The organism is Breoghania corrubedonensis (genome assembly GCF_003053845.1).
Classification (GTDB): Bacteria; Pseudomonadota; Alphaproteobacteria; order Rhizobiales; family Stappiaceae; genus Breoghania; species Breoghania corrubedonensis.
This window is the reverse complement of sequence record NZ_QAYG01000001.1, coordinates 391,646-411,935: the sequence shown is the minus strand read 5'-3', so window position 1 is coordinate 411,935 and position 20,290 is coordinate 391,646. Positions and strand designations below refer to the sequence as shown.

The 20,290-nt window shown below is 65.8% G+C and carries 20 protein-coding genes and 1 riboswitch; of the genes, 6 read left to right on the top strand and 14 right to left on the bottom strand.

Annotated elements, in window-relative coordinates; genetic code table 11:
- The first annotated feature begins 44 nt into the window (after nucleotides 1-44).
- Complete coding sequence (locus tag C8N35_RS01845) at nucleotides 45-2,723, top strand: cation-translocating P-type ATPase (protein WP_107987921.1); 2,679 nt, start codon at nucleotides 45-47, stop codon at nucleotides 2,721-2,723.
- An 85-nt stretch (nucleotides 2,724-2,808) separates the two neighbouring features.
- On the opposite strand, the gene C8N35_RS01840 is transcribed toward C8N35_RS01845, so the two are convergent.
- The 5 genes from C8N35_RS01840 to C8N35_RS01820 all read right to left on the bottom strand — a co-directional run bounded on the left by C8N35_RS01840 (nucleotide 2,809) and on the right by C8N35_RS01820 (nucleotide 8,753).
- Complete coding sequence (locus C8N35_RS01840) at nucleotides 2,809-4,239, bottom strand: amidase (protein ID WP_107987920.1); 1,431 nt, start codon at nucleotides 4,237-4,239, stop codon at nucleotides 2,809-2,811.
- Between the two features lie 6 nt (nucleotides 4,240-4,245).
- Entirely contained in the window at nucleotides 4,246-5,217 is a 972-nt protein-coding gene (hisG, locus tag C8N35_RS01835) for an ATP phosphoribosyltransferase (RefSeq protein ID WP_107987919.1), read from the bottom strand.
- The gene (locus C8N35_RS01830; RefSeq protein ID WP_245926621.1) at nucleotides 5,214-6,365 is read right to left on the bottom strand and encodes an ATP phosphoribosyltransferase regulatory subunit; all 1,152 of its coding nucleotides are present in this window, start codon (nucleotides 6,363-6,365) and stop codon (nucleotides 5,214-5,216) included. The genes hisG and C8N35_RS01830 overlap by 4 nt, the downstream gene beginning before the upstream one ends.
- 5 nt (nucleotides 6,366-6,370) lie before the next feature.
- Nucleotides 6,371-7,993, bottom strand: coding sequence for a histidine--tRNA ligase (gene hisS, locus C8N35_RS01825; protein WP_245926620.1), 1,623 nt, complete (start codon nucleotides 7,991-7,993; stop codon nucleotides 6,371-6,373).
- A 325-nt stretch (nucleotides 7,994-8,318) separates the two neighbouring features.
- Entirely contained in the window at nucleotides 8,319-8,753 is a 435-nt protein-coding gene (locus tag C8N35_RS01820; RefSeq protein WP_107987916.1) for a group III truncated hemoglobin, read from the bottom strand.
- Nucleotides 8,754-9,011: 258 nt separating this feature from the next.
- Here C8N35_RS01820 and C8N35_RS01815 point away from each other — a divergent pair, with 258 nt between their 5' ends.
- The 3 genes from C8N35_RS01815 to C8N35_RS01805 all read left to right on the top strand — a co-directional run bounded on the left by C8N35_RS01815 (nucleotide 9,012) and on the right by C8N35_RS01805 (nucleotide 12,587).
- On the top strand, nucleotides 9,012-10,148 hold the full coding sequence (locus C8N35_RS01815) for a glycosyltransferase (protein WP_107989010.1): 1,137 nt from the start codon (nucleotides 9,012-9,014) through the stop codon (nucleotides 10,146-10,148).
- A gap of 3 nt (nucleotides 10,149-10,151) precedes the next feature.
- Complete coding sequence (locus C8N35_RS01810) at nucleotides 10,152-11,705, top strand: ArnT family glycosyltransferase (RefSeq protein ID WP_107987915.1); 1,554 nt, start codon at nucleotides 10,152-10,154, stop codon at nucleotides 11,703-11,705.
- A gap of 87 nt (nucleotides 11,706-11,792) precedes the next feature.
- Nucleotides 11,793-12,587: a ChbG/HpnK family deacetylase gene (locus tag C8N35_RS01805; RefSeq protein ID WP_107987914.1), complete on the top strand. Its 795-nt coding sequence runs from the start codon at nucleotides 11,793-11,795 to the stop codon at nucleotides 12,585-12,587.
- Nucleotides 12,588-12,719: 132 nt separating this feature from the next.
- Here C8N35_RS01805 and C8N35_RS01800 read toward each other — a convergent pair whose 3' ends face one another.
- A complete protein-coding gene (locus C8N35_RS01800; RefSeq protein WP_170121989.1) occupies nucleotides 12,720-13,370 on the bottom strand; it encodes an alpha/beta hydrolase in 651 nt (216 codons plus the stop codon).
- 689 nt (nucleotides 13,371-14,059) lie between these two features.
- Between C8N35_RS01800 and C8N35_RS01795 the strand changes: the two genes are divergently transcribed.
- Nucleotides 14,060-14,749, top strand: a complete 690-nt coding sequence (locus tag C8N35_RS01795; RefSeq protein WP_107987912.1) for a Crp/Fnr family transcriptional regulator — start codon at nucleotides 14,060-14,062, stop codon at nucleotides 14,747-14,749.
- Between the two features lie 23 nt (nucleotides 14,750-14,772).
- Here C8N35_RS01795 and C8N35_RS01790 read toward each other — a convergent pair whose 3' ends face one another.
- The 4 genes from C8N35_RS01790 to C8N35_RS01775 all read right to left on the bottom strand — a co-directional run bounded on the left by C8N35_RS01790 (nucleotide 14,773) and on the right by C8N35_RS01775 (nucleotide 17,166).
- Nucleotides 14,773-15,639 (bottom strand): mechanosensitive ion channel family protein, encoded by an 867-nt coding sequence (locus C8N35_RS01790; protein WP_107987911.1) that lies wholly within the window; start codon nucleotides 15,637-15,639, stop codon nucleotides 14,773-14,775.
- Between the two features lie 114 nt (nucleotides 15,640-15,753).
- On the bottom strand, nucleotides 15,754-15,990 hold the full coding sequence (locus C8N35_RS01785; RefSeq protein WP_210203360.1) for a sunset domain-containing protein: 237 nt from the start codon (nucleotides 15,988-15,990) through the stop codon (nucleotides 15,754-15,756).
- A gap of 193 nt (nucleotides 15,991-16,183) precedes the next feature.
- Nucleotides 16,184-16,540, bottom strand: coding sequence for a hypothetical protein (locus C8N35_RS01780; protein WP_107987910.1), 357 nt, complete (start codon nucleotides 16,538-16,540; stop codon nucleotides 16,184-16,186).
- A gap of 38 nt (nucleotides 16,541-16,578) precedes the next feature.
- Nucleotides 16,579-16,698: riboswitch (SAM-I-IV-variant riboswitch) on the bottom strand.
- 57 nt (nucleotides 16,699-16,755) lie between these two features.
- Complete coding sequence (locus tag C8N35_RS01775) at nucleotides 16,756-17,166, bottom strand: TfoX/Sxy family protein (protein ID WP_146177328.1); 411 nt, start codon at nucleotides 17,164-17,166, stop codon at nucleotides 16,756-16,758.
- A gap of 112 nt (nucleotides 17,167-17,278) precedes the next feature.
- Between C8N35_RS01775 and C8N35_RS01770 the strand changes: the two genes are divergently transcribed.
- Nucleotides 17,279-17,665 carry an acyl-CoA thioesterase gene (locus C8N35_RS01770; RefSeq protein WP_107987908.1) on the top strand — a complete coding sequence of 129 codons (387 nt, stop codon included), beginning with the start codon at nucleotides 17,279-17,281 and terminating at the stop codon, nucleotides 17,663-17,665.
- Between the two features lie 16 nt (nucleotides 17,666-17,681).
- On the opposite strand, the gene C8N35_RS01765 is transcribed toward C8N35_RS01770, so the two are convergent.
- The 4 genes from C8N35_RS01765 to C8N35_RS01750 all read right to left on the bottom strand — a co-directional run bounded on the left by C8N35_RS01765 (nucleotide 17,682) and on the right by C8N35_RS01750 (nucleotide 20,283).
- A complete protein-coding gene (locus C8N35_RS01765) occupies nucleotides 17,682-18,236 on the bottom strand; it encodes a GNAT family N-acetyltransferase (protein WP_107987907.1) in 555 nt (184 codons plus the stop codon).
- Between the two features lie 7 nt (nucleotides 18,237-18,243).
- Nucleotides 18,244-18,816, bottom strand: coding sequence for a helix-turn-helix domain-containing protein (locus tag C8N35_RS01760; protein WP_107987906.1), 573 nt, complete (start codon nucleotides 18,814-18,816; stop codon nucleotides 18,244-18,246).
- Between the two features lie 83 nt (nucleotides 18,817-18,899).
- The gene (locus C8N35_RS01755; RefSeq protein WP_107987905.1) at nucleotides 18,900-19,895 is read right to left on the bottom strand and encodes an aldo/keto reductase; all 996 of its coding nucleotides are present in this window, start codon (nucleotides 19,893-19,895) and stop codon (nucleotides 18,900-18,902) included.
- The gene (locus C8N35_RS01750) at nucleotides 19,864-20,283 is read right to left on the bottom strand and encodes a MerR family transcriptional regulator (RefSeq protein WP_107987904.1); all 420 of its coding nucleotides are present in this window, start codon (nucleotides 20,281-20,283) and stop codon (nucleotides 19,864-19,866) included. The genes C8N35_RS01755 and C8N35_RS01750 overlap by 32 nt, the downstream gene beginning before the upstream one ends.
- Nucleotides 20,284-20,290: the final 7 nt, after the last annotated feature.

The window sequence follows — 20,290 nt, the reverse complement described above, 5'->3', positions numbered from 1 at the left end:
GAGCTCCGTTTCACGCGCATCCGGCTGTATCCACCGGGAGTATCATGATCGAGACCGTTTCCCCGAAAGCTGACGACTGGCATGCGCTCTCAAGCGCCGAAGCGGCAAGACGGCTTGAAACCTCGTCCACCGCGGGGCTTTCCGACGAGGAGGCGTCGAGACGGCTGGAGCAGGCCGGCCCCAACAGGTTGGCCGAGGTCGGCCGCGCCTCCAACTGGGTGTTGCTGGCGCGCCAGTTCAAGTCCGCACTGATCGCCGTGCTGGTCGCCGCCGCCGTGTTGTCGGCCGTGGTTGGCGAGACGACGGACATGGTGGTGATCCTCGCCATCGTCGTCATCAACGGCGCGCTGGGCTTCCTGCAGGAGGCGCGCGCGGAGCGTGCGCTGGAAGCGCTGACGCGCATGCTGGCGCCCAAGGCCCACGTGATGCGCGCGGGGCGTGCGCTGCGGATTTCAGCGGAAGAACTGGTGCCGGGCGATCTGGTGTTGCTGGGCGCGGGCGATACGGTGCCCGCCGACTTGCGGCTCGTTTCTTCGGTCGATCTGTCGGTCGATGAATCCGCGCTCACCGGCGAATCCGCCGCTGTTGCCAAGGGTACGGAGGCCGTGCCGGCTGAAACGATCCTCGCCGAGCGCAATTGCGGCGCCTTCATGGGAACGGTGGTGACAAACGGCCATGCGACCGGGTTGGTCGTCGCCACCGGCATGCGGACCGAATTCGGCCGCATCGCCGCGCTTGCGCAATCGATCGACCGCGAGGAGACGCCGCTTCAGCGTGAACTGGGCACGTTGGGCCGCACGCTTGGCGCACTGGCGCTGGCCATCGCCGCGCTCGTCGCCGTCATGGGCCTGCTGCGCGGCTATCCGTTTGAGGAAATGCTGCTGTTCGGCGTGTCGCTGGCGGTGGCCGCAGTACCGGAAGGCCTGCCGGCCGTCGTGACTGTGACGCTGGCCATCGGCGTGGCCGCCATGGCGCGCAAACGCGCCCTGATGCGCCGGCTCGTGGCGGCGGAAACACTGGGGGCGGCAAATGTCATCTGCACCGACAAGACCGGTACGCTGACGCGCAACGAGATGACGATCACGCGCATCGAGTTGCCGGGGCTTTCGGTGGAGGTGGAGGGTTCGGGCTACCTGCCGAAAGGCCGGTTCCTCAAGAATGGCTCGCCGTTCGACCCGGCCGACGAGCCGCGTCTGATCGCGCTTCTGGAAACGGGGCTGTGGTGCAACGCCACCCAGATGATCGAGGGTGAAAACGGCCCGCGCCCGCTGGGCGAGGCGACGGAGGCGGCCTTTCTGGTGGCCGGCGGCAAGGCGGGGCTCGCTGTCGATCGGTCGCGCATCTGCGGCGAGGTTTCCTTCACCTCGGCCCGAAAACGCATGAGCGTGCTGGTGCGCGAGGCGGACGGGTCCGTCACTCTCCATGTGAAGGGCGCGCCGGAAATCGTGCTGGGGCTTTGTTCGAGCACTCTGGAGGCGGGTGGAGCGCGTCCCATCGGCGATGACGATCACGTGGCGATAACGGCGCGGTTCACGGCGCTTGCCGAAGGCGGCATGCGGGTTCTCGCGGTGGCGCGGCGCACGCTGGAGCATGGCGTGCCGGCAAAGCTGGATGAAAGCGTGGAGACGGATCTGACGCTTCTGGGTCTCGTCGGCATCATCGATCCGCCGCGCGCCGAGGTGCGTGACGCGATGCGGCTTGCGTCGGAGGCTCGAATTTCGGTGGTGATGATCACCGGCGACGCCGCACCGACGGCGGCCGCGATCGCGCGATCCATCGGGCTTGCGGCCGAGCGCACGGTGACCGGCAGCGAGATCGACACGATGGACGACGCCGCGCTGGCGGACGCACTGGCGCAAGGCGCGGTATTCGCCCGCGCAAAGCCGACCGACAAGATCCGTATCGTCGAGGCGTTGCAGCGCTCCGGTCATGTGGCGGCGATGACGGGCGACGGGGTCAACGATGCGCCGGCGCTCAGACAGGCCGATGTCGGCATCGCGATGGGTATTCGCGGGACGGACGTTGCGCGCGGCGCCTCCGACATGGTGCTGACCGACGACAATTTCGCCTCCATCATCGGCGCGGTGGAGGAGGGGCGGCGGCAATACGACAACATCCGCAAGTTCGTCGGCTACCTGCTGTCGTCGAACGCGGGCGAGGTGATCGGTATCTTCCTTGCGGTGCTGTTCGGCTGGCCGCTGTTGCTGCTGCCGATCCACATCATCTGGATGAACCTCGTCACCGACGGGCCGACCGCGCTGGCACTGGGAGCGGAGCCGGCGGAAGAGGCGGTGATGCGGCGCCCGCCCAGAAAGCCAGGCAGCCGGCTGCTGGGGCGCGGTGACTGGTTCCGGGTGACGATCCTCGGCGGCTACATCGCGCTGATGGCGATGGCGCTGTTCCGGGAGGCACTTGCCACCGGCGCCAGCGAGCTCCACGCCCAGACGCTCGCCTTTACCGCCTTCGTGGTGCTGGAAAAGGCCAACGCCTTCAACTTCCGCCATCTCGATGACGGTCCGTTTTCGGGCCTGAAGCGCAACCCGTGGCTGCTGGTGGCAATCGCGCTGGCCTTGTCGCTGCAGGTCGCGGTGGTTCACGTGCCGCTCTTCAACGACTGGTTCTCCACCGTGCCCCTGACGCTTCTCGACTGGAGCCTGATCGCGCTGGCGGCGATCCCGATGGTCGCGCTGGGATACCTGACGCGGCCGCTGGCCCGGCGCTAGGCGAGGGGCGTGCGGGGGCGAATGTCAGCGCATTTTTTGAAGGGTGCCCCTCGCAAAAACCGCGGCGAAGGCAGCAGCCCTTGCCCTATTCCGCCACTTCCGGTGCCATCCCGAGCCAGCCTGTCGCCTCTTCGTAGAGTGCGCCGAAAGCCAGGAGCTCGCGGTCGGAACGCGGGCGGCCGATGAGCTGGAAGCCCATGGGGAGGCCCTCGCGCCCGAAGCCTGCGGGAAGCGCCAGAACGGGCAGGCCGAGAAGGCCGGCAGGCACCACCACCTCCATCCAGCGGTGATAGGTGTCCATCGCCTGGCCGGCGATCTCCTTCGGCCAGGTCCATTCGGCCGGGAAGGGGAAGACCTGCGCGCTCGGCAGCACGAGATAATCGTACGTCTCGAACAGCCGCATCGCGGCCCGGTGCCAGGCGCTGCGCTCGGCAGACGCCGCGAAGAAATCGGTCGCCGACAGCTTCAGCCCGTTCTCGATCTCCCAGATCGCCTCCGGCTTCAGCAGGTCGCGCTTCTTCGGATCGTCGTAGAGCGCCTTGAGATTGGAGGCGACGACCGCGTGGCGCTGCGTGGTCCAGGCGTGCCAGACGCGCTCCATGGCAAAACCCGGCGCGGCATCCTCCACGACGCATCCCATGTCGTCAAAGACCGTGAGCGCATCGCGGCAGATATCGAGAATATCCGCCTCAAACGGCAGATAGCCGCCGAGATCGCCCATCCAGCCGATGCGGATGCCGGTGGGATCGGCCGGCGCGATCTCGGCGAATTGCGAGCCGTCGCCGGGAAGCGACTGCGGGCAGCGCGGATCGTAGCCGGCCTGCGTCGCCAGAAGAGCGGCGATATCGGCGATAGAACGGCCCATCGGACCTTCTGTGGAAAGGCCGGGCGTGAAGACGTTGGGGGCAGGGCCCGCCGGCACGACGCCGAAACTCGGACGCAGCGAAACGATGTTGTTGAAGGCGGCCGGGTTGCGCAGCGAGCCCATCATGTCGGACCCGTCGGCAACGCTGACGAGCCGCATGGCGAGCGCCGCGCCCGCCCCGCCCGACGAGCCGCCGGCCGTCCGGCTGGTGTCCCACGGATTGCGCGTCACGCCGAAGACCGGGTTGTAGCTGTGCGAGCCGAGACCGAATTCGGGTGTGTTGGTCTTGCCGATGATGATCGCGCCGGCCGCGCGCACGCGCGCCACATGGATCGCGTCTTCGAGCGGCACGAAATCGCGGAAGATCGGCGAGCCCTGCGTGGTCGTGAGGCCCTTTGTGGCGGCGAGGTCCTTCACCGCCTGCGGGATGCCGTGCAGCCAGCCGCGCGAGCGCCCGGCTGCGAGTTCCTCGTCGCATGTCCGCGCTTCCGCCATCAGCGCATCGCCGTCGCGCAGGCTGACGATGGCGTTGATCGCCGGATTGAGCCGCGCGATGCGCGACAGCGTCGCCTCCATCACCTCGGCGCAGGAAATCTCCCGGGAATGAATGAGGGCGGAAAGGTCCCGTGCGCCGAGCGCGGCGATGTCCATTGACGACTATCCTTCGATGCGGGCGGCAAGCGGGTCAAAGAGCGGGTTCGTGGTCTCGAACACGTAATCGAGCGTGGAGACGCTGACCGAGGCGGCGCCCGAATCGCGCAGGTAGCCCGCACATGCGGCGATTTCCGCGACCGGGCAATGCAGCACCAGCGGCTGGCCGTCCGCCGTGCCGAAGGGCGCGGTTGCGCCGTAGCTGTCGGCGGCCACGCCCGCAACCTCTTCCGGATCGGCGACGAGCGCGCGGATTTCCTTGATCGAGCGCGCCTTTTCCTCAGCCGCGACGCGGTCGAGAATGGCACGGGCGGCGGCAAGCGCCTCGCCCGACCAGTGCGCCGTCATGGAGGCGACGAGGTGCGCGGTGCTCTTCAGGATGACGCCGTCATCGAGGATCTTCAGGTCGTTGGCGGCAAGCGTTGATCCGGTGGTGGTGATATCGACGATGAACTCCGCCGCGCCCGCAGCCGGCGCGCCCTCGGTGGCGCCGGCAGATTCCACGATGCGGTAATCGACGATGCCGTGGGCTGCGAAGAAGCTGCGCGTCAGGTTCACGTACTTGGTCGCGATGCGCAGCCGGCGGCCATGCCGGCCCCGGAAATCGGAGGCGACGTCGGAGAGATCCGCCATGGTGGCCACGTCGATCCAGGCCTTGGGCACGGCGACGACCACATCGGCCGCACCAAAGCCGAGCGAGGCGACGAGATGGGTGAGCTCCGCCGGCCGGTCGATGCTCTCGTGCACCAGGTCTAGCCCGGTGATGCCCATGTGAACGGTGCCGGCCGCGATCTCGCGCGCGATTTCGGACGCCGACAGGAACGCGATCTCGACATCGTCCAGCCCCTTGATGCGGCCGCGATAATTGCGGTCGCCGCCCGGGCGCTGGATGGTGAGGCCGGCACGCGCGAAGAAGGCGTGGGTGTTTTCCTGAAGCCGGCCCTTGGAGGGAATGGCGATGATGAGAGTGTCGCTCATTGGCCGGCTCCTTTTGAAGCGCCTTCAGGATCGGCGATGCGTTCAAGCCAGATGGAAAAGCCGACGGCGGGAACGTCCTCGCCCGCGCCCAGCAGCGCCAGCAGCTTGTCGTAGCGCCCGCCGCCGGCGATGGGCGGGCGGCCGCGAACGCCCGGCGTTTCGTGCAGCTCGAACACGAAGCCGGTGTAGTAGTCGAGGCGACGGCCGAAATCGGCGGCAAAGGTAATGGCGTCCGCCGGCAGGCCGCGTTCGGAAATCAGCCGCGCGCGCTCGCGGAAATCGGCGATCGGCTGGGAAAGGTCGAGCCCCGCCTCGTGCGCGAAGAGCGTCAGCGCATCGCCGGCCTCGTCGGGGTTGCCGGAAATGTCGAGAAAGCGGGTCAGCGTCGCCGCCGTTTCCGGGCCGATACCGGCACCAGAGGCGAGCGCCGCCTGTTCCAGAAAGCGTTCTGCGATCTCGCCCGCCGTGCGCCCGCCGACCGCCTCGATGCCAGCGATGGAGAGAAGATCCTCCACCACCGCATGTGCGGCTTCGGGGTCGGCGCCTTCAAGGGCTGCGAGAAAGCCGATGCGCGCATCCTTTTCCGCGCCCTGGCTGCCGGCCATGCGGGCGATCGCCTGATCGAGCCGGGCGCGCTCGCCGAAGAGATCGCGTAAGCGGCGGCGCCAGGCGGTGGGCAGGCCGAGGGCTTCGACGACGCCGGTGAACAGCGCCTCGTCGCCGATGCGGATGGCGGGTGCCTTGCCGCCGAGCTTCTCCACCGCCTCCACCGCCAGCGCCAGCATGTCGGCATCCGCCGCCAGCCGGTCGGTGCGGCCGATGTTCTCCGCGCCCACTTGCGGGATTTCGCCAAGCTCGCCCGCACGCTGGCGGAAGACGAGGCCGGAATAGCAATAGGCCCCGGCCCGCGCCGCCGCGCCGCCTGAAAGGTGGGTGCGCGCCACGGGAATGGTGAAATCGGGACGAAGGCAGAGATCGAGCCCGTCCTGCCCGGAGGTCAGAAAAAGCCGGCGGCGGATGTCCTCGCCGGCGAGGTCGAGGAAGACGTCCGCCGGCTGCAGGATCGGCGGAGCGATATGGTGATAGCCGCCGGCCTGAAACAGCGGTGCCAGGGCGTCGAAGCGGTTATCGGCCATCATCTTCCTCATTCGCGTTAGTCTTGCCCGGACGGGTTGCCGCGTTCGCGGTCCGCCTTCTGGTCGGCGAGCATCTTCTTCACCGTGGCGACGAGATCGGCCTCCGTCACGGTCACCTGCGCGGGCCGCGCCTCGCGCCAGGCGGCGTTGTCCGAGATCTCCTGCGACATGCGCTTGCCCTCGATCAGGTCCTTGATCTGTATCTCGCCGTTGCCGCGCTCTTCCGAGCCCTGGATGATGGCGAGCGGACAGCCGCGCTTGTCGGCGTATTTCAGCTGGTTGCCGAACTTCTTCCAGTTGCCCTGATAGAGCTCGGCGCGGATCTTCGCATCACGCAACTGCTGGACGAAACTCTGGTATTTCGCCTGCGCATCCGCATCGTTGCCGTCCATGACGGTGACGAGCACGGGGGCGAGCACGGTATCGGCCTCGAGCTTGCCGAGGTTCTTCAGTGCCGTCATCAGACGGGAGACGCCGATGGAAAAGCCGGTCGCCGGCACGTCCTGACCCGTGAAGCGCTTCACGAGCCCGTCATAGCGCCCACCACCGCCGACCGAGCCGAACTGCACCTTCTCGCCCTTCTCGTTGGTCACGTCGAAGAGGAGTTCGGCCTCGTAGACAGGGCCGGTGTAATATTCGAGGCCTCGGACGACCGAGGGGTCGATCTTGATGCGGGTTTCGTCATAACCGGCAGCTGCGCAAAGAATAGCTATTTCAGCTAGTTCTTCGAAGCCAGATGCTGCAGTGCCGAAATCACCAAACACCGATCGAAATTGATCGAGAAGTGTGAAAATTTCGAGGTCGTAGTCTGGCCCTAGAGCAGCCTGTGCCTTTCTTTCAAAGTATCCATCTTCTTCAAATTTTTCGGCCAGTTTTGGAGAGTGGAAAGGATTGAAATCGATACAAAAAAGCACTTTTCCGATGCTCTCGTCGTCTAAACCTGCACCGGGAGTAAAGTCCCCGCTTTCGTCCTTGCGCCCTTTTCCCAACAACATTTGCACGCCCTTCGGGCCAAACTTATCGAGCTTATCCATAGCGCGCAGCACGGTGAGCCGACGCCCTGCATTCTCCTCGCCACCCAGCCCGATCGCCTCCAGCACCCCATCCAGCACCTTGCGGTTGTTGACCCGGATGACGTAGTCGCCGCGCTTGATGCCCACGGCTTCCATCGCGTCCGCCATCATCATGCACATTTCCGCGTCCGCCTGAACGGAAGGCGCGCCGACCGTATCGGCGTCGAACTGCATGAACTGGCGGAAGCGGCCCGGGCCCGGCTTTTCGTTGCGAAAAACCCAGCCCGCGCGATAGCTGCGGAAGGGAAGCTGGATCTCGTTGATGTTTTCGGCCACGTGACGGGCCAGCGGCGCCGTCAGGTCGTAGCGCAAGCTAAGCCACTGCTCGTCGTCGTCCTGCAGCGAGAAGACGCCCTCGTTCGGCCGGTCCTGATCGGGCAGGAACTTGCCCAGCGCATCGGTGTATTCGAACATCGGCGTTTCGACCGGATCGAACCCGTAGCGCTCATAGACCTCGCGGATCCGCGCCATCATCGCATCGGTTGCGCGGATGTCGGCGGGTGAGCGGTCGGTGAAACCGCGCGGCAGGCGGGCTTTGAGTTTCTGGGGCTTCTTGGTCTTGGCCATCGCCTGCGGACTTTCCGGAAAAACGCGTTCTGAATCACGGGCAAAATCGGGGACGCCCGCGCGCGTGTCGGGCAGCGGTTTCCTAGACGAAAGCGGGGGTAAGGGCAAGGAGAGGCTTGGGTTTGCATGCATCGTACGGGAAGAGCGCGCGTGCGATCGACATCGTGCGGGGATCCCGGATCTGCGAAGCGGCACTTCGTACCGCATCGCGTCCGGGATGACACTTCCACCTCACACCACACTCTCTAGCGTCATCCCGGGCGCAGTGCAGCGTGGAACGCTGCTCCGCAGACCCGGGATCTCCCGCCACAGTCCGAAGCTCCCCTCAGCTCCGCAAATAATCCGGTGCCTTGTCGAAGGGGGTGGCGAACATGGCCATCCAGAGGCTTGTCGCGATGCGCTCCGCCTGGGCGATGACGATAGGGGCGGCCTCAGGCTCGAAGATCTCGTGCGCCACGGTGCGGAAATGGCCGAGCCAGATGCCGAAATCCTCCGCCTCCACCTCCTTCATCACGAAATGCGCCGGCACCGGCTTGCCCTTGTATTCGCCGGTCTTGAGCAGCACCGAGGCCCAGAAGTGCTTCATCTTGGCAAGGTGCGGACCCCAGTCCGCAATCCGTCCGGCGAAGATCGGGCCGAGACGTTCATCGCCCTGCACCCGGCCGTAGAAGGTATCGACCAGTTCGGAAATCTGCGCGCGGGTGATGGAAGGATGCGCGGGAACGCGCGATACGGCGGGGCGGATGTCGAGCTGCGTCATGGTGGCTTTCGGCAACGCTGTTCAGGGACCTCTGCGTCCCATATAGGCGTTTGCGGCCGGCTTGGCCAGAAAACCTGCCGTTACGGCGTGCGACGTTGCGTCCCGGCGCCGGGCGGGGCAGGGGGAGGGCGCGCGGGGCCGTCCGGCCTTCCCCGCCTTGCAAATGTCCGATGTTTGGCTATGGTCCGCGCGACTTGGGCGAGCAGTATCGAAGTCGGGGCGCGCAAACGGGCGCGCGCCGTCACCAACGGACGTTTCATGCAATTGACCGAGACAGCCTTGAACGAGGCCGAGACCCAGCCGGGTCCTTTCGAACCGGCGGAGCTGACCGTCGTGCTGCCGACCTATAACGAGAGCGCCAACGTTCCGCTGATCGTGGAAAAGCTTGATGCCGTTCTGGCCGGCATCCGTTGGGAGGCGATCTTCGTCGACGACAACTCCCCCGACGGCACGGCGGAAGTGGCCAAGGAAATCGCGCGGCGCGATCCGCGCGTCCGCTGCATCAAGCGGGTCGGCCGGCGCGGGCTGTCAGGCGCCTGCGTGGAAGGCATGCTGGCCTCCTCCGCGCCCTTCGTCGCGGTCATGGACGCCGATCTCCAGCACGACGAGAGCCTGCTGCCGCGCATGCTGGGGCTGCTTCGCGCCGATGAGGCCGATCTCGTCGTCGCCAGCCGTTTCGTGGAAGGCGGCACGGTGGGCGAGGGGCTTTCGGCAACCCGCGCCTGGGGCTCGGGCGTCGCCAACGGGCTGGCGCGCACGCTTCTGGGCGTGGAACTTTCCGATCCGATGAGCGGCTTCTTCGCCATCCGCCGGGAAAAGGTCGACGAGGTGGCGCCGAAGCTTTCCAGCCAGGGCTTCAAGATCATGCTCGACATCGCGGCCTCCGCGAAAGGCGCCTTGCGGGTGCGCGAGCTGCCCTTCGTCTTCCGCGAGCGCCTTCACGGCGAGAGCAAGCTCGATACGCTGGTGACGATGGAATATCTCGGCCTGCTCGTGTCCAAGCTCACCCGCGATCTCGTTTCCGTGCGCTTCCTGATGTTCGGGCTTGTCGGGGCCTCCGGTGTGGTTGTGCATCTAACCTCCCTGCGCGCCGGTCTCGTCGCGATGCCTTTCGACTATTCGCAGCTTCTCGCGACCTTCGTCGCCATGACGTGGAACTTCTTCCTCAACAACCACCTCACCTATCGCGACCGGCGGCTGAGGGGCTTTGCGGCGGTGAAGGGACTGATCAGCTTCTATATCGTGTGCTCCGTGGGCGTCATCGCCAATGTCGGCGTGGCGGACTGGATCTACGGCATGGATTCGTCCTGGTGGCTGGCGGGCACGGCGGGTGCCGCCATGGGCGCGGTGTGGAACTACGCCGCGAGCTCCGTCCTGACATGGCGGAAGACCTGAGCGATGCCGGCCCCGGTCACGGCTGAAAGCGAAACGGATGCGGGCCTTGGTTGGTGGCTGAGGCCGCCGGCTTTGATCCTCTTCGTCGTCGTGCTTACCGCGATAAGGCTGTGGGCGGGCGGTCACGCCTGGCTGTCGGAAGACGAGGCCTATTACCGGCTGTGGGGCCTCCACCCGGCCGCCGGCTATTACGACCATCCCCCGATGATCGGCTGGTGGATCGCCGCAGGCCAATGGCTCGTCGGCGACAACGCGCTCGCCGTCCGGCTTGTCGGGATCCTCGCCACCGCGCTGGGCTCGCTGGCGCTGTGGCGCACATGCCTGTTGCTGCACGGTCGCCGCGCCGCTGGCTGGGCCGTCCTGTTCTTCAACGCCACCATCCTCATCGGCATCGGCAGCCTGATTGCCACCCCTGACACACCCTCGGTGCTGTTCTGGGGGCTGACGCTGTGGGCGCTTGCCGAATGGCTGAAGCCCGGCAAGGCGGCCAGCGCCAACTGGCTTCTCGCCGTCGGGCTGTTTGCCGGTCTGGGTCTGATCTCGAAATATTCGGTGCTGTTCCTGGGCGCGGGCATCATCGTGTGGCTCGTCGCGATGCCGCGCGCGCGCGCGGCGTTTGCGACATGGCAACTGTGGGCCGGAGGCATCCTCGCGCTGCTCATCACCGTGCCGGTCGTCCAGTGGAACGCGGCCCACGAATGGGCCTCCTTCGTCAAGCAGTTCGGCCGCGCCGTGCCGCATGGCTGGACCTCGCGCTTCATCGGCGAATTCATCGGCGCGGAACTGGGGCTGCTCAACCCGGCAATCGCGGTCATCGCGCTTGTCGGCATCGGCGTCGCGGTCGCGCGAACGGTGCGCCGGCGCGATGCCGGCTGGGCGCTGCCGCTTCTCACCAGCCTGCCGTTCTTCGCCTATCTGCTGTTCCATTCCCTCCATAACCGGGTGCAGGCGAATTGGCCGGCGCCGCTGTTTCCCGCGCTGGTGCTGATGGCGGCCTTCGTCGCCGCCGATATCGAGACGCGATCGGGTATGATGGCGCGGGTGTTGAAGATCCTGCGAGCCGTCGCCGTGCCAATTGGCGTCGCCGTGTCGCTGGTGATCTATGTCCACGCGGTGACGCCGCTCACCGGCGCCTTCGCGCGCAAGGACCCGACCTTCCAGCTGCGCGGTTGGCCGGAGGTGGCGCGCGAGATCACGGAACTGGCAAAGCGCGAGGACGCGGCCTGGGTCGCAACCTCGGCCTACGGCATGACGGGCCAGATCGCCTTCGCGCTCCATGAGGCCGGCTCGGCTCTCCCCGTCTTCCAGCTTGATGAGCGCATCCGCTACGCCATGGATCCATCGCCCGATCCGTCGCTCGTGGTGCGCCCCGCGCTCTATGTCGCCGTGACGCGGCGCGACCGCTCTGACGAACTTGCGGCGCGCTTCGCCGAGGTCGAGCTTCTGGCCACCGTCACGCGCGAAGTGGCCGGCGTGGCACTGGAACAGATCCGCATCTACCGCATCGCCGGTGCGAAGGGCGGCGCGCAAGCCGTCTTTTCGCACGACACCGAGTAGCGTATCCGGTTAAGGGAAGAGGTCGGCGATTCGGCCGCAACCGGCCTTCAGGCATTGGCCTTTCGCCTGCTACTGGGTCCGAGGAAGATGAAACGCATTGTCCTGACCGCGCTCGACTACGGCACCGCCTTCGGCGTCGACAGGGCGATCCGCGCGCTTCTGGCCGATAACCGGCTGACGGCGGTGGGTTGTATCGCGGCTTCCGACCGCTGGCCGCGCGAATATCTGCCGCTTCGCGATCAGGTGGAAACGGTGGCCCGGCGCACCCGCGTCGGCCTGACGCTGGTTCTCTCGCGCCCTTACGCTCCGATTTCCGATCCCGCCCGCGAGGCGCTCGGCCCCCGGTTTCCCGCGCCGCGCTTCTATTCCCTGCGCGCGCCTTTGGGGCTTTTGCCGAACATGGCGCTCAAGGCGGAGATCGAGGCGCAGCTGGACAGGTTCCAGGACTATTACGGCCACCCCCCGGCTTTCATCGCGCTGGCCGACGGGCTCGACGGCAATGCCGGGGTCGCCAAGCTGGTGGTGGAGGTGATGGCGGAACGCTACCGTGAGGATTGGCCGGATTTCCTGTTCCGCGAGCCAGAGCGCCTGCGCAGCCGCCTCCTCGCCCGCCGTATCCGCAAGCTCGGCGGCGACACCAACCGCGAGGCTGTCACCCTGCCGATGGTGGAGGACCCGAAGGCGCTGCACCGCTTCTTCTGGCGCGGGCTGGAAGGCCGGCGCGATGGCACGTCGGTCTGGTGCGTGCCCGCCCAGGCGGACGAGCACCTGCGCAGTCTCGCCACCAGGGCCGAGATCGCAGGCCGCGAGTCCCAGTTCGCCTATCTCGACAGCCCCGACTTCCTGTTGGCGCTGACGGAGAAGGACATCTTCCTGTTCTGAAAGAAAGCGGGTTCGGGCATGTTCGCCCGATCTGTGCGGGTATCGGCCTTTCGAGACGCCAAAGGCGCATGCCTCGGCGGCGCGTCGAAAGGCGAAACCGTTCTTTTCCGGCGTTGTAGCGCGACGTCCGCCTCAGGCGCTGTCGGCCATCGCGTTGACGCGTCCTGCCCGGCAGAATTCGGCGAGCCAGGCTTTCAGCCGGTCGATCTCCTCCTCGCGCAGGTCCTGTTCGCCGTCATGAACCATCAGGTCGACCGTGGCACCCTGCTTGTGCAGCCAGGCGCGCAGCTTGCGGGTCTCCGCTTCCGGGGCGATCGGATCGTCCGCCCCCGCCGTGATCAGCACCTTGCGCCCCGCGATAGCCTTGTTCGAGCACGGCCGATAGAGGATGGAGGGATGCATCAGCGCATAGCCCGCCAGCACGCGGGGCTGGTTGAAAAGCAGGTTCGCAAGGATGTTGGCGCCGTTCGAATAGCCCACGCCCACCGCCCGGTCGGGATCGCGCCCGTGGCGCTGAAGAGCATCGGCGAGGAACGCGGCGAGGTCGCGCGACCGGTTTTCCAGATCCTCGAAATCGGGAATGTCGGCCGATACCCTGCGATAAAAGCGAGCGAGCCCTTGCTCGTCGACATTTCCTTCCAGCGCGATCAGGGCTGCGGTCGGGGCGGCCGCCCGTCCCAGTTTCATGAATTGTGCCGCGTCGCCGCCTGTTCCGTGGAGGAGTACGAGCGTTGTGCCGTCGTTGCCGTCGCCGTCATCGTAGATGTGTTCGTAGGGATCCATCGGTCCGCACCTTCGAAAGTGGTCCGCCTGCGCCGGAACGCGGTGCGGGCGGGAAGGCATCCGGCATGCGCTCCAATAGCGATTGTTCTTTATATAACGGCCATTCGAAATAAGGGATGCGGCACGATGCGGGCGGGTATGCGAAAAACGGGATCCGGAAGAAAACGAAAACGCCTCCCTGCGGGGTACAGGGAGGCGTTTCGTGCGTGGGCCGGGGATAAAACAGCCCTGCCTTGGTGCCGAAACCGGTCGGGGAGACGGTTGCGGCGGGGGGAGACCGGCGGGGAGCGGGTCTCGACTATTCTGCCGGTGGGGAAACCGGCGTATCTTGCGAACGGCAGCTGAAGCCCTGTTGGAAGTCGGTTGGGCGACGCGACTGCTTTGATATGAACCGGCCGCGCACCTGAAGGGGCGAAGCCGACGATCTTCTTCTAAACCGCCTTGCCAGGATCATCTGTGATGACCGTCACACGGCGATGCTTTAACCTGACGGGCGAATGCGGCACTCTTTGAAGGGCTTTCGCCTGATCCGGCCAGCGGGGGCGGCCAGATGGCGTTTCCCTTCAAAGCTCACGGCAAAGTCCGCGTCCTGTCTGGTTATGAAACGTGCGGGGCGGCGATGGGTTCCACCTGTCGTATGGTCCAGGCATATTTCAGGTGCGGCGCGGCTCCAACGGGGAGAATGGCTGGTGGCGGAGATCAATGAATTCCTTGAAAACAGCTTCTCGCTGGGGGGGCTTGCGCCCGATCTTGCCGCCGGGCTGGAGGCGCTCGCCCGGCCGATGAAGCTGAAGGCGGGCACGATCCTGTTTGAGGCGGGCGATCCGGGAAACGGCTGCTATGCGGTGCTGGAGGGCTCGCTTCGGGTGTCGCTCCTGTCAGCTGAGGGCGACGAACAGCTTCTGGCGGTGCTCGGCCCCGGCCAGCTTGTGGGCGAGATGGCGCTTCTCGACGGTCAGCCGAGATCGGCGACAGTGACGGCGCTGAAGCCCGCCCGGCTCGCCTTTTTCGACAAGCGCGCCTTCGACCGCTTCGCGGAGGAGAACCCGGACATCTACCGCCACATGCTGCGCATCGTCGGCGGCCGGCTGCGGCTCGCCAACGATGTGCTGGCCGCGCGCTCGTTCCTGCCGCTGCCCGGTCGCGTCGCCAAGACACTGCTGCTGCTGGCCGACAGCTTCGGCAAGGAGGTGGAAAAGGACCGCACACTGATCCACTACAAGCTCTCGCAGGCCGACATCGCCAACATGGCGGGGGCCGCGCGCGAGAACGTGTCCCGCGTGCTCAACGAATGGAAGCGCGCGGGCACGATCAGCCAGATCTCGGGCTATTACTGCATCGAGAAAATGGCGACGCTGGAGGAGGCGGCCAGCATGTGAGGGGCGACTTCCCCTTTCCAGTTCTAGCTTCCCGACTGCGTGCCCGTCGACGGAACTTGCCCCACCATCTGCATGTGCGGGTAGGGGATGGATATGCCGGCCTCGTCCAGCGCCTCCTTCAGCCGCTTGATCAGGAACCAGCGCACCGCCCACAGATCCGCCGACGACGTCCAGACGCGCAAGGTCACGTCGACGGAGCTGTCGCCGAGATTGGTGATCTCCACAAAGGGGTCGGGATCGGCCAGGATGCGGGGCTCCTCTGCGATCACGGCGTGAAAGACCTTCTTCGCCTTGTCCATATCGTCGTCATACGAGATGCCGACGGTGATGTCGCAGCGCCGTGTCGGGTGGGAGGAGTAGTTGGTCACGGCCGACCCCCACACATCCCCGTTGGGGATGATGATCTTCACGTTGTCGGCGGTCGCAAGTTCCGTAAAGAACATGGTGAGGTTCTTCACCGTGCCGGTATTGCCGGCCAGCTCGACAAAGTCGCCCACCTGGAAGGGGCGGAAGAACAGCAGCATGACGCCGGCGGCCAGATTGGAAAGCGTGCCCTGGAGCGCGAGGCCGATGGCCAGCGAGGCGGCGCCGATGACGGCGACCAGGGAAGTCGTCTGGAAGCCGAAGAGCTGCAGCACGGTGATGATGACCAGCGCGATGACGGAATAGCGCGTGATCGAGGAGGCGAAACCCGTCACCGTATTGTCGATATGGTCGGACCGTTCGCAGGCGCGTCGCACCACGTTCGCGATCCGGCCCGCCGCCCACCAGCCGACAATGAGCACGATGATCGCGTAGACGACCGAAAGGCCGTATCTGGCCATCATCTGCGTGAAGGTGGCGAGCTGCAATTCGATCAGGTCGCGGGTCTGTAGGATCTGGTCTTCCATGGCGGCTCCGTCTTGCGGCGTGGTGACTGTCTTTTCCTGTTTGCCGATACTTGGCGCGGCTGTCTAGCATTGCCTTGCGTTTGGGTATGTGCGCGGAGGGTTGTGCATGCCCGGTTAGCGGCGCGGCGCGCGCCAGCCGGCGGCCCGGGCCTCCTCCTCGCTGCAGAACCAGCGTTCGCCGGGGCGATTGATGCAGGTTCGGGAATACCAGCGGCTCTTGCCCGGAACATGATAGATCCGTGCTCCATCGCTGTTGATGTTTCCCTTGATGCGGCATCCCGGCGGCGCGGGCTTTTCGGGCGGCTTGCAGGCGGCGAATGCCGTTGCGGGGAACAAGGCGGCCAGAGCCACGAACGCCAGACCCGCCGCGATGTTCCCGCCTGCCCTCAACCTTTGCATGGAGGTAGTCGCCTCCGAAGGCGACGATCCGGCAGACGCGTACCGGCCGGCCGTGTCCCGGCAGAGGCTTTCATCTGGAGAGAAACCGCATTTCACGGCATTGGTTCCGCAGGGAGTGTGCCGGGTTGGTTGTCCGCACGTGCGACTAACGGTTCGCGGAGGAACCATGCCGGGGGGTGGCGAGCTTCATGAATGTCTCGCCGCGCCTTGCAAGGAGATCTGCGACGAGGCCTTCGTCGATAACGCGCGACGAGCAGCGCTGCCAGAGCCGGATCAGCATCGCGCGGCGCGCGGCACGTTCGTCATGGGGCAGAAGGGCGGCCGGGCAAAAGCGGCAGCGGGCATCCCGGGCGGCGGCGGCGAGCAGCAGGTCGAAGACCAGACCGGCGGTCTCGCCCGATAATTCCGCAGGGAAGGCGAGCGCGGTATCGAGCTCCCCGTCGGCGGGGTCGAAATACGCGGCGCGCGGTTGGGCGCTGAGTGCGATGCGAAGAGCAGACATAAAAATTCCTCCGTCAGCATGATGCCGAGGAGGACTGGCGAAGACCGCTGGGTTGCCTGGTCGAACAAGTCGCCGGGCCACATCCCTTAACGTCGGGTACCACCTTGCCGCGGATGGGCAGGTTGGCGAGGGCGCCAGCCCTTCTCTTGATGTTCCTTGCTTTTTGCCATGATGCCCGGCCGAAATCAAGTCGGGTCAGACAGCGCAGTGTCGCATCAGCCATCCGATGAGCCGCGACGCGCAATGTCGATCGCGCGGCGGGCAAGCGGCAGGAGTTCGTCCACATCTTCCAAAATTTCCTCCGGCACGGAGACAAAACGCGGCACTTCGATCACCCGGTCGCGCCGCGCGTAGGTGAAAATCGTGCCGCCGAGCGCCTCGAGGTCCGCCCGAAACGCCGGATCGGCCACGAGATAGAATGTGCCACCCCGCAATATGGCGCCGAAATGCTGTCCGTCGCATCGCACACTCAGCCCGCCGAAGAGCCGAGTGGTCTCCAGCGAACCGAGGTCGCTCAACTGATCGAGCACGAAATCACGCAATTGTGGCGAAACGGCCATGATGCCTCGTCTGTGGGGTCTGGTTGTCTCCGGCCAGACTATCGGATCGCTCAGGCTGTGCTGCAAGCGGGCCGGCCATGCGCGAATGGCGGTTGTCAGCCGACGGCAAGGCCCGGTAAACGGGTGCGTTCAAAGGTCCGACGCGTCGGAGCGTCACATAATCAAGGAGCGGCATGAAATGGCGGACGAAAACGAGGCCCCGCGTGGAGAGTTGACAACGCGGACGCTCGCCATGCCGAGCGACACCAATCCGGCGGGCGACATTTTCGGCGGCTGGGTCATGTCGCAGATGGACATCGCCGGTGGGCTTGCGGCGAACCAGATCTCGCATGGACGGGTGGTGACGGTGGCGGTTGATGCCATGCACTTCATCCGCCCGGTCAAGGTCGGCGACGTGCTCTGCGTCTATACCGAGGTCGGCAAGGTCGGCCGAACCTCGATCAACGTGGAGGTGGAAGCCTGGGCCCTGCGCGCGCTGAGCCAGGTGCGCGAGAAGGTGATCCAGGCCGAATTCACCTATGTCGCGGTGGACGCAAACGGCAAGCCGCGGCCGGTGACGGCTTAAGCGCCTCGGCGCGCGTTCAGATCGTCTTGTACATGATCGTCGTGCCGCTGAGCCCTTTGCCATCAGCGTCACGGCAATAATCGGGGATGACGCCCACTGTGACGTATCCCATCGAGGTGTAGAGCGGCTCGGCGGTGTCGCCTGTGCGGGTGTCGAGCGTCAGCAGTGTGCGGCCCCCCTGGTGTGCGTGGTCCTCTACCGCCTCCATCAGCATGCGCGCGATGCCACGGCGGCGGAAATCGGGATGGACGAGCAGCTTGCTCACCTCCGCCCGGTGGGTCTGGTTCGGCGGGGTGTCGAGATCGAGATTGACCGTTCCGGCAAGCCGGCCCTCGACGTCGACCGCCAGCATGACACGCTTGCCGGCGCCGAGACCCGGCAGGATCTTTCCGCGCCAATACGCTGCCGCTTCCCCGACGCTGAACGGCACGATGAAATTGACGCTCGCCCCCGCATCTACGCAGGCCTTGAGCAGGTCCACGAACTCGCCAAGGCGGTCTTCCATGGTTGCGGCCGGCAGGCTGGAGATGATGGGACGCGAAGAGGGGCCGGGGACGGCGGGGCGGGTCATTGGTCGTTCACACCATGAAAAGAAAATAACGGGCGGGCGTTTCTGCCGGCGTTTGGAAACGGCTTGTGCCGACAAGTCGATACCGCAGGCAGTCGCCGGGGCTGAGGCTGTGCTCATCGCCGTCCACGGTGACGGTGAGCGCGCCTTCCATAAGCACCAGATGATGTTCCAGCCCTTCGCGCGGCGGCGCCTCGTAGGCGATGTCGGCGCCCGCCTCCAGACGGCATTCCAGCACATCGCCGGACAGGGCGTTCGCCGGTGGCGAAACCGACCGGCGGCTAAAGCCAGCGGCCGCATCCTGCCATTCGGGCTGGAGATCACGCGGTACCAGCGGGGTGAATGTCTCCTCCGCCATCAGCATCAACCGCGACAACGTCATGCCGTAGGCGGCGCAGAGCCGGGCGAGAACGGCGGTCGTGGGGCTGACATCGCCGTTTTCCAGCCGCGACAGGGTCGCCCGCGAGACGCCGGAACGCGTGCTCAGGGTCTCAAGCGACCACCCGCGCTCACCGCGCAGCGCCTTCAACCGCTCCGCAATGCGGGCGTCGAGTGTGGAAACGGGAGTATTGGAATCTCTCATATATGAAAGATTATTTCAAATATGAGAATTATGCAAGCTCCTCGCGCAACGTCTTGCGGCGCGAGGAGAGAGTGTGCCTCCGCTCAGCGGTTCAGTTCACGGATGGTGGACGCCGGGTAGCGCTCGCCAGCGGCGGCCGGCAGGGCGTCTGCGATGGCCTTGCGCTCGGTATCGTTGAGCACGATATCCGCCGCCTTGAGGTTCTCGTCGAGCCGTGAACGGCGCCGGGTGCCGGGGATGGGGACAATGTCCTCGCCCTGGGCCATGACCCAGCCGAGCGCGAGTTGGGCCGGCGTCACGCCCTTGTCGCGCGCCAGTCCCTCGATTACCGCGACCAGTTCCAAGTTGCGGGCGAAGTTCTCGCCGATGAAGCGGGGGGAGCGGCGGCGGTAGTCGTCGGCCGCAAGATCATCGATCGAACGGATCGCGCCCGACAGGAACCCCCGCCCGAGCGGCGAATAGGCGACAAAGCCGATTCCCAGTTCGCGCAATGTCTGAAGCACGCCGTCCTCCGGTTCGCGCGTCCACAGGGAATACTCGCTCTGGACAGCGGTCAGCGGATGGACCGCGTGGGCTCGGCGGATGGTATCGGGCGCCGCCTCCGAAAGGCCGATATGGCGCACCTTGCCGGCCTTCACCAGATCGGCCATCGCTCCCACCGTGTCCTCGATCGGCGTGTTCGGATCGACGCGGTGGAGATAGTAGAGATCGATATGATCGACCCCGAGCCGCTTCAGCGATCCCTCGCACGACGCCTTGACGTAGTCGGGCCGGCCGTTGACCGTTGGCGCAACCGAGCCCGGCTCGGGCGTCACGCCGCGCAGGATGCCGAACTTGGTGGCGAGAACCACCTCGTCCCGCCGGCCCGCGATCGCCTCGCCGACGAGTTCCTCGTTGGTATGCGGGCCGTAGACGTCGGCGGTGTCCAGCAATGTCAAACCGGCGTCGAGGGCGTGCCGGATGGTGGCGATTGCCTCGCCGCGATCGTCCTGCGTGGCGCCGTAGGCCCAGGTCATGCCCATGCAGCCGAGGCCGATGGCGCTGACCTCAAGCCCCTGGCCGAGGCGCCGTGTCTTCATCTTCGTGTTCATGGAGGCCGTCATCTGCGTCTGTCCTTTGCTTCGCCTTTCCGTAAAAGGCGATCTTCTTGTCCAGGGAACGAAGGCAGGCTTCCAGATCGGCCAGATGGGTGCGTACACGCTCGCGGTGTTTGCGCAAAAGCGCACCGCGTTCGCTGAACGTCTCATCGCCATCCGCACGCATCTGCGCATAGCGCAGCATGTCTCGGATAGGCATCCCCGTCGTCTTCAGGCGGCGGAGGAATTCGAGCCAGTCAAGGATCGAGGCGTCGTAGTCGCGCTGTCCCGATCGGTCGCGGTCGGCATAGGGCAGCAGCCCGATGCGTTCGTAGTAGCGCAAGGTATGGGCGGACAATCCGCACCGCTTGGCAAGTTCACCGATTTTCATGGAATAA